This is a genomic window from Streptomyces sp. CA2R106, assembly GCF_037034245.1.
GTDB lineage: Bacteria > Actinomycetota > Actinomycetes > Streptomycetales > Streptomycetaceae > Actinacidiphila.
This window is the reverse complement of the sequence record NZ_JBAGKC010000061.1, coordinates 1-8,430: the sequence shown is the minus strand read 5'-3', so window position 1 is coordinate 8,430 and position 8,430 is coordinate 1. Positions and strand designations below refer to the sequence as shown.

Annotated in this window: 1 protein-coding gene; it reads right to left on the bottom strand. The window is 75.0% G+C overall.

What is annotated here, in order from left to right:
• A partial coding sequence (locus tag WA788_RS34785; RefSeq protein ID WP_335984373.1) for a type I polyketide synthase occupies positions 1 to 8,424 on the bottom strand: 8,424 nt, incomplete at its 3' end.
• Positions 8,425 to 8,430 lie beyond the last annotated feature (6 nt).

Sequence of the window (8,430 nt, the reverse complement as noted above, 5' to 3'; positions counted from 1 at the left end):
GTCCGCCACGTCCCGCAGGAACGCACCCGACTCCGTGGCGGACGTGCCCGCGGTCGTGCCGTCCGGGTCGAAGAAGCCCTCCAAGTCCCAACCGCGATCCGTCGGGAACCCACCCACCGCGTCCCCACCAGAAGACAACAACTCCCAGAACTCCTCCGGAGAACCCGCACCCCCCGGGAAACGACACGCCATCCCCACAATCGCCAACGGCTCCTCGGTCGCCGCAACCACCGTGGCGGCCACCGGAGCGGCCGTGTCCAGTTGCCGGCCGACCAGTTCGTCGCGCAGGAAGGCGGCCAGCTCCACCGGGGTCGGGTAGTCGAAGACAAGGGTGGCGGGCAGGCGCAGTCCGCTGGCCTTGTTGAGGCGGTTGCGCAGCTCGACCGCGGTCAGCGAGTCGAAGCCCAGGTCGCGGAAGACCTGCCGGGCCTGCACGCCGTCCGCCGCGGAGTGCCCCAGTACGGCGGCGGCCTCGGCGCGGACCACGTCCGTCAGCACGCGCTCCTGCTCGGCCGGTGCCAGTCCGGTGACGCGGCGGGCGAGTTCGCCCTCGGCGCCGCCCGCCGGGGCGGTGCCGGCGGTCAGGCCGACGGCGGCCAGCGCGCGGACCTCCGGGAGGTCGCGCACGAGCGGCTGGTCAGCCAGGTCGACGGCGCCGGAGCCGGCGGCCAGTTGCTGCCAGTCGACGTCCATGACGGTCACGACGGGCTCGGGGCCCGCCAGCGACTCGGCCAGTGCGCGGACGGCGAGCTGCGGGTCCATCGGCGGCATGGGGAGCCGGCGCATACGGGAGCGGATCGCCTCGTTGGACTGCGCCAGCCCGGCACCGCCCCACAGCCCCCAGGCCACGGCCAGACCGGCCAGGCCGCGGGACCGGCGGTGCTCCGCCAGCGCGTCCAAGTAGGCGTTCGCCGCAGCGTAGTTGCCCTGGCCCGCGGAGCCCAGGGTGGAGGCGGCGGAGGAGAACAGGACGAAGGCGTCCAGGTCCAGGTCGGCGGTGAGCTCGTCCAGCAGCGCCGCGCCGTGTGCCTTCACCTCCAGTGCGGTCTGGAGCCGCGCCGGCCGCATGCCGTCCAGCATCCCGTCGTCCAGGACGGCGGCGGTGTGCAGGACGGCGGAGAGCGCGGAGCCGCTGCGCCCGGTCCACTCCAACAGCCCGGACAGCGGCAGCCGGTCGCTCACGTCGCAGGACACGACGTCGACCCGGGTGCCGGCGGCGGCCAGTTCGGCGGCGCGTGCCGCGATCCCCTCGGCGGCCGGGCCGGAACGGCCCGCCAGGACGAGGCGTTCGGCGCCCCGGTCGGCGAGCCAGCGCGCGACGTGTCCGGCGATCGCGCCGGTGCCGCCGGTGATCAGCGCGGTCCCGCGCGGTGTCCAGGGGGTACGGGTCTCGCGCCGCGGCACCCGCGACATCCGCCGGCCCAGGACGCCGGCCGTACGGATGGCCACCTCGTTCTCGTCACAACCGGCCAGCACCCCCGCCAGCCGCACACCCGCCCGATCACCCAACTCCACCGGCAGGTCCACCAACCCACCCCACCGCTCCGGATGCTCCATACCGACCACCCGACCCAGACCCCACACCTGCGCCTGCACCGGGTGGGCCAGCACCTCACCCGGACCAGCCGCCACCGCACCGCACGTCGCCACCCACAACGGCGCCCCGACCCCGGCATCACCGAGCCCCTGCACCAACCCCAACGTCGCCGCCAGCCCGGCGGTCACCGCCGGGAACTCCGCCAACGGCGCCTCGTCCAACGCCAACAGCGACAGCACACCCGAGATCTCCGCCGCGCCCGCCATCTCGCCCAGCAGCGCCGCCAGTTCGGCGCGGTCCACGACCCCGGACGGCACCTCGACCACCTCGACCTGCGCGCCGCGGGCCGCCAGCGCGTCGGCGCACCGCTGCCGCACCTCGCCCTCGACGCCGGCCGGCACCACGAGCAGCCACGTGGCCGACAACACCGCCGCATCGGGCTCAGCGACGGGGGTCCATCCGGTGCGGTAGCGCCAGCCGGCGGCCACCGTACGGTCCAGTTCACGGCGCCGCCAGGACGCCAGGGCCGGCAGCACCTCGCTGATCGGACGGCCACCGTCGAGTACCAACGTCTCGTCGAGCAGGTTGAGGTCCCCGCCCTCGACGGCGGCCCAGAACTCGGCCTCCACCGCGGAACTCGCGTCGCTCCCCGTCGACTTCGGGCCCGCTTCCGCGACGGGAAGGCTGTCGGGCCAGAACCGCCGGTTCCGGAAGGCGTACGTCGGCAGCTCGACCGTCCCGGCCACGGGCAGGACGGCCGTCCAGTCCACCGGGGCGCCGTGGACGTACGCCTCGGCCAGCGACGTCAGCACCCGACCCGCACCACCGTCGTCCCGGCGCAACGTCCCACACAGCGCACCCGGCACCGCACCCGGACCCGCCTCCTGAGCAACCTCCTCCAACGACTCCGTCATCGCACCCAGCAACACCGGATGCGGCGACACCTCCACGAAGAACCGCTGACCCTCACCCGCCAGAATCCGCACCGCACGGTCGAAGTGCACCGTCGCCCGAAGACTCCGGAACCAGTACCCCGCGTCCAACTCCTCACCGGACAGGGTCTCCCCCGTCATCGCCGACACCATCGGCACCCGGCCACGACGCGGACTGATCCCCGCCAGAACCGACGTGATCTCGTCCTCCAGCCGGTCCACCTGCGCCGAGTGGGACGCGTAGTCCACCGCCACCATCCGCGCCCGGACACCCTCGGCCTCGAACTCCGCCTTCAACTCCTCCAGAGCTGCGGGCTCACCCGACACCACCACCGCAGACGGACCGTTCACCGCCGCCAACGCCACGCTCTCCCCGAACCGGCCCAACCGCTCCTCAACCTCGCCCGCAGACCGGCTCACCGACAACATCCCGCCCGCACCCGCCAACACCTTCAACGACTGCGACCGCAACGCCACCACCCGCGCGCCGTCCTCCAACGACAACATCCCCGCCACCGTCGCCGCCGCGATCTCACCCTGCGAGTGACCCACCACCGCCTCCGGGACGACGCCTGCCGCCTCCCACACCGCGGCCAGCGACACCATCACGGCCCACAACGCCGGCTGCACCACATCAGCCGCCTCAAGCGCCGGAGCGCCCTCAGCCCCCGCCAGCACGTCATGCAGCGACCACTCCACATACGGCGCCAACGCCGCCGCACACTCCGCCAACCGAGCCGCGAACACCGGCGACACCGAGGCCAGTTCACGACCCATCCCCACCCACTGCGAACCCTGACCCGGGAAGACGAACACCGGACGCCCCACGGCACGCGCCGTACCCGACACCACCGCACCCGACGGCACACCCGCCGCCAAACTCTCCAACCCGCCCACCAACGCGGCCCGATCACCACCGACCACCACTGCCCGGTGCTCGAAAGCCGAACGCGTCACCGCCAACGACCACGCCACATCCGCCGGCTCAAGACCCGGACGCCCGGCCACCCACTCCCGCAGCCGCCCGGCCTGCGCCACCAGCGCCTCCGCGGACCGGCCCGACACCAGCCACGCGTCGGCACCGGACACCAGCGGGGGCGTGGTCCGCGTCCGTGGGGGTTCGGGGGCGGCGTCGGGGGCGGGTGCCTCCTCGAGGATGACGTGGGCGTTGGTGCCGCTCATGCCGAAGGAGGACACACCGGCCCGGCGCGGCCGCTCGCCGGCGGGCCACGGCACGGACTCGGTCAGCAGGCGCACCTGTCCCGCGGACCAGTCGATGTGCGGGGAGGGCTCGTCGGCGTAGAGGGTCTGCGGCAGCTGCTCGTGCTGGAGCGCCAGCACCATCTTGATGACACCGGCGACACCGGCCGCGGCCTGCGTGTGGCCGATGTTGGACTTCACCGAACCCAGCAGCACCGGGCGGTCCGCGGGACGGTCCTGGCCGTAGGTGGCCAGCAGCGCCTGCGCCTCGATGGGGTCGCCGAGCCGGGTGCCGGTGCCGTGGGCCTCCACCACGTCCACGTCGGCGGCCGACAGCCGCGCGCTGGCCAGGGCGGCGCGGATGACGCGCTGCTGCGAGGGGCCGTTGGGCGCCGTCAGGCCGTTGGACGCGCCGTCCTGGTTGATCGCCGAACCGCGCACCACCGCGAGGACCTTGTGGCCGTTGCGCCGGGCGTCCGACAGCCGCTCCAGGACGAGCATGCCGACGCCTTCGGCCATGCCCATGCCGTCGGCGCCGGCGCCGAACGCCTTGGAGCGCCCGTCGGCCGCCAGGCCGCGGGCCTGGGAGAAGCCCACGAAGGCGTCGGGGGTGGCCATCACGGTGGCGCCGCCGGCCAGGGAGAGCGTGCACTCGCCGGAGCGCAGGGCCTGCGCGGCCAGGTGCAGCGCCACCAGGGACGAGGAGCACGCCGTGTCCATGGTCACCGCGGGGCCTTCGAGGCCGAGGGTGTAGGAGAGGCGGCCGGACAGCACGCTGGTCGCGTTGCCCGTCGCCAGGTGCCCGTCGACGCCGTCGAAGTCCGTGGCGCTCTCGAGGCTGGCCTCGGCGTAGCCGGAGCCGTAGCCGCCGACGAAGGCGCCGGTCTGGCTGCCGCGCAGGGTCGCCGGGTCGATGCCGGCCCGTTCGAATGCCTCCCAGGACGTCGCGAGCAGCAGCCGCTGCTGCGGGTCCATGGCCAGTGCCTCACGCGGGCTGATCCCGAAGAAGGCCGGGTCGAAGGCGCCGGCGTCCAGGACGAAGCCGCCCTCGCAGGTGTAGGAGGTGCCGGGGTGGCCCATGTCCGGGTGGTAGACCGCGTCGAGGTCCCAGCCGCGGTCGGCCGGGAAGGTCCCGATCGCGTCGGTGCCGCCGGCCAGCAGCTCCCACAGCTCCTCGGGGCCGGTGGCGCCGCCCGGGAAGCGGCAGGCCATGCCGACGACGGCGATCGGCTCGTCGACCGCCGTGCCGGAGGGCAGGGCGGGTCCGGCCGCGGCGGGCGCCTCGCCCGCGAGTTCGTCGCCGAGCAGCGCGGCCAGGGCCACGGGCGTCGGGTAGTCGAAGACGAGGGTGGCGGGCAGCCTCAGACCGGTCTCGGTCCGCAGCCGGTTGCGCAGTTCGACCCCGGTGAGCGAGTCGAAGCCGAGGTCGGTGAAGGCCCGCGCGGGCTCGACCGCGTCGACGGAGGCGTGGCCGAGCACCGCGGCGACCAGCGTGCGCACCAGTTCCAGCAGCATCCGGTCGCGTTCCTGGCCGGTGCGGCCGGCGAGCCGGCGGCGCAGCGCCTGCGCGGCGTCGGTGCCGCCGGCCGCCGCGGCGGCGGTGCGGCGCCCGGGGGTGCCGGCCAGCCGCCGCCACAGCGGCGGGACCTCACCGCTGCGCGCGGCCTGCGCGCGCAGGCCGGCGACGTCGAGCCGGGCCGGCACGAGGGCGCCCTCGCCGCGGGTCGCGCTGCGCTCCAGCGCGGTGTCCAGGACGGCCAGGCCCTCGTCGGCACCGAGGGCGGTGAGTCCGGAGCGGGTGATGCGGGAGAGGAGTTGCTCGCCCAGGTCGCGGCCGATACCCGCTTCGTGCACCCACGGGCCCCACGCCAGGGAGAGTCCGGCCAGGCCGGCGGCCCGGCGGTGCCGGGCAAGGGCGTCCAGGAAGGCGTTGGCGGCGACGTAGTTGCCCTGTCCGGGGGCGCCGAGCGGGGCGGCGGCCGAGGAGAACAGGACGAAGTGCTCCAGGTCGCTGTCCCGGGTGAGTTCGTGCAGGTGCCAGGCGGCGTCCGCCTTCGGCCGCAGCACCGCGGCCAGCCGCTGCGGGGTGAGGGTGCCGATCACGCCGTCGTCGATGATGCCGGCGGCGTGGACGACCGAGCCCAGCGGGCAGTCGGCGGGGATGCCCGCCAGCAGCGCGGCCAGCGCGTCGCGGTCCGCCACGTCGCACGCCACGACGCTGACCCGCGCGCCGAGGGCGGCCAGTTCCGCGGCCAGCACCGCGACGCCGGCGGCCGCCGATCCCGACCGGCTGGTCAGCACCACCGCGCGGGCCCGCCCGGTGACCACCATGTGACGGGCCACCAGGCCGCCGAGGGTGCCGGTGCCGCCGGTCACCAGCAGGGTGCGCGGGCCGCTGTCGGCAAGGTCGGCGTGATCGGCGTGATCGGCGAGGTCAGCGGCTTGTTCAACCGCTGTCCCGGCACCAGACGGACGGTTCAGCCGGCGCCCGTACGCGGTCCGGCCGCGGAGGGTCAGCTCGGGCTCGCCGGTGGCGAGGAACCGCGGCAGGACGGCGAGTTGACCGGCGGGGGCGTCCTCGTCGGCGGGCAGGTCCACCAGGAGCAGCCGACCGGGGTTCTCCGACTGCGCCGAGGACAGCAGACCGCGTGCCGCGGCCGCCGCGAGGTCCACCACGGGTGCGCCGTCCGCGGCGGCCACGGCGCCGCGGGTCACCACGGCCAGCGGCACGGACTCCAGGCGCGGCGCGGCCAGCCACTCCTGGGCCAGTTCCAGGACCTCGCCGGCCAGTCGCCGGGTCGTGTCCGGCACCGTGCCGGCGCCGGACGGGGTGCCGTCGACGCACACCAGCACCAGCTGCGGCGCGACATCGCCCGCCTCCACCGCGGCGGCCACCTCGGCGACGGCGGCGAAGCCCCGTACGGGGACGCCCGCCGTGCGCAGTTCCCCGACCACGTCGAAGCGGTCGTCGCCGACGAGCACCCACTCGCCGTCCACGGCGGGGCCCTCGGTCAGCGGCACCCACTCCTCGACGAACAGGGTGTCGCCGGCGGGGTGGCCTGCGTCCTGGAGCTGGTCGGCGGCGACCGGGCGGCTGACGAGCGACTGCACGGTGACGACCGGGGCCCCCTGGGGGTCCGCGGCGGTCAGTTCCAGTCCGCCCGTGGGGCCCTGGCGCAGCCGGGCCCGCAGCACCGAGGCGCCGGTCGCGTGGAGTTCGACGCCCGTCCAGGCGAACGGCATCCGGACCCCGCCCGGCTGCCCGGCGGCGTCCTCCGCCCCGCCGGTCATGGGCGAGCCCGGCAGGAGCGAGGCGTGCAGGGCCGCGTCGAGCAGCGCCGGGTGGATGCCGAACGCGGCCGCCTCCCGCGCCGCGTCCTCGGGCAGCGCCACCTCGGCGAAGACGTCCTCGCCGCGCCGCCAGGCGGCCCGCAGGCCGTGGAACGCGGGACCGTACACGTCGGCCAGCAGCTCGGTGTAGAGGCCGTCGACATCGAGGGCGACGGCGCCCGAAGGCGGCCACACGGCGAAGTCGTCCGCCGCCCCGGCGTCCACCGGGCCCGCGCCGACGGGTGCGAGCGAACCGCTCGCGTGCTGCGTCCAGATCTGCGCGGGGTCCGCGGAGTCGGCGGTGTCGGGCCGGGAGAAGACCTCGACCGTACGGCGGCCCTCGGCGTCCGCCTCGGCGAGCACCACCTGCACCCGCACCCCGCCGTCGGCTGGCAGCACCAGCGGCGCCTGGAGCGTCAGCTCCTCCAGCACCCCGCAGCCCACCTGGTCGCCGGCGCGCACGGCCAGCTCCACGAAGCCGGTGCCCGGCAGCAGCACCATGCCGCCCACGGCGTGGTCGGCCAGCCACGGGTGCGTCCGCAGCGAGATCCGGCCCGTGCACAACAGCCCGGCGCCACCGGCCAGTTCGACCGCCGCTCCCAGCAGCGGGTGGCCCACCGCGCCCAGGCCCAGGGACGCCGCGTCCCCGCCGGAGGTGAACATCGCCAGGGACAGCGTCCCCTGCGGCCAGAAGCGCTCGTGCTGGAAGGCGTACGTCGGCAGCTCGACCCGCTTCCCCGCGGCGAGCACGGACTCCCAGTCCACGCCGGCGCCGTGGACGTACGCCTCGGCCAGCGAGGTCAGCAGCCGTACGGCCCCGTCCTCGTCCCGCCGCAACGTCGCACACACCGCGCCCGGCACCACCCCCGGGCCCGCTTCCCGCGCGACCTCTTCCAGGGTGTCGTTCATCGCACCCATCAGGACGGGGTGCGGAGTGACCTCGACGAAGAGCTGATGGCCGCGCCCCGCCAACGTCCGCACCGCACGGTCGAAATGGACCGTCGCGCGGAGACTCCGGAACCAGTAACCGGCATCCAACTCCTCACCGGTCAGCGTCTCCCCGGTCATCGCCGACACCATGGGGACCCGGCCCCGACGAGGGTTGATCCCGGCCAGAACGGACGTGATCTCGCCCTCCAGGCGGTCCACCTGTGCCGAATGGGACGCGTAGTCCACCGCCACCATCCGGGCCCGGGTGCCCCCGGCCTCGAACTCCGCCTTCAACTCCTCCAGAGCTGCGGGCTCACCCGACACCACCACCGCCGAAGGACCGTTCACCGCCGCCAACGCCACGGTGTCCCCGAACCGGACCAACCGCTCCTCAACCTGTTCGGCAGACCGGCTCACCGACAACATCCCGCCCGCACCCGCCAACACCTTCAACGACTGCGACCGCAACGCCACCACACGGGCACCGTCCTCCAACGACAA